Genomic DNA, 578 nt, shown 5'->3' on the forward strand with positions numbered 1-578 from the left:
ATCCGGTAGGAAAGATGGTGGATGTTGTGGATCTGTTTTATAGTATGCCGACCCGGCTAGTATGCCGACCCGGCGCAAGTTCATGCGTACCGAAAGACCGAGTTCACCTATACCAATGAAGTTATCCGCCGTATCGTGTTGGCACGATTCGCCATGACATTCATTTTGCAGCACAACGGCAAAACAGTGCAGCAGTACTGCTCGGTCAGCCAAAAAACTAGCATCTGCCCAGACTAGGTGGGCTTTGCAGCCCTGCCTTTGTTGAGCAGGCTCTAGGCGTATCCTGGTAGCACGGCGATCTGACGATACACATCTGGGTAGCGGATCCGGAGGCGGCAGGGCGCTGCTAGAGATTGCTAGAGATACAGTAACAGCTATGTTACCGAGATACAGTACAGCTATGTTAATCGGCACACGATGCGCGACAAATTAATTAATCACGCTATACGGTAGGATTATCAAGATTAGTTGGCAGAAACGCGTCAGCCGGCCTTTGTGCTGTTTCTCGACGTGGATCCGCATCAGGTGGACGTCAATATTCACCCGCTAAACACGAGGTGCGATTTCATCAGGCACGG

At 51.2% G+C, this 578-nt stretch carries 1 pseudogene; it reads left to right on the plus strand.

The features are described 5' to 3' along the window. Window positions 1-578: pseudogene (locus BG74_RS16585) on the plus strand (DNA mismatch repair endonuclease MutL); the annotation flags it as partial.

It is taken from the genome of Sodalis-like endosymbiont of Proechinophthirus fluctus, assembly GCF_001602625.1.
Taxonomy (GTDB): domain Bacteria; phylum Pseudomonadota; class Gammaproteobacteria; order Enterobacterales; family Enterobacteriaceae.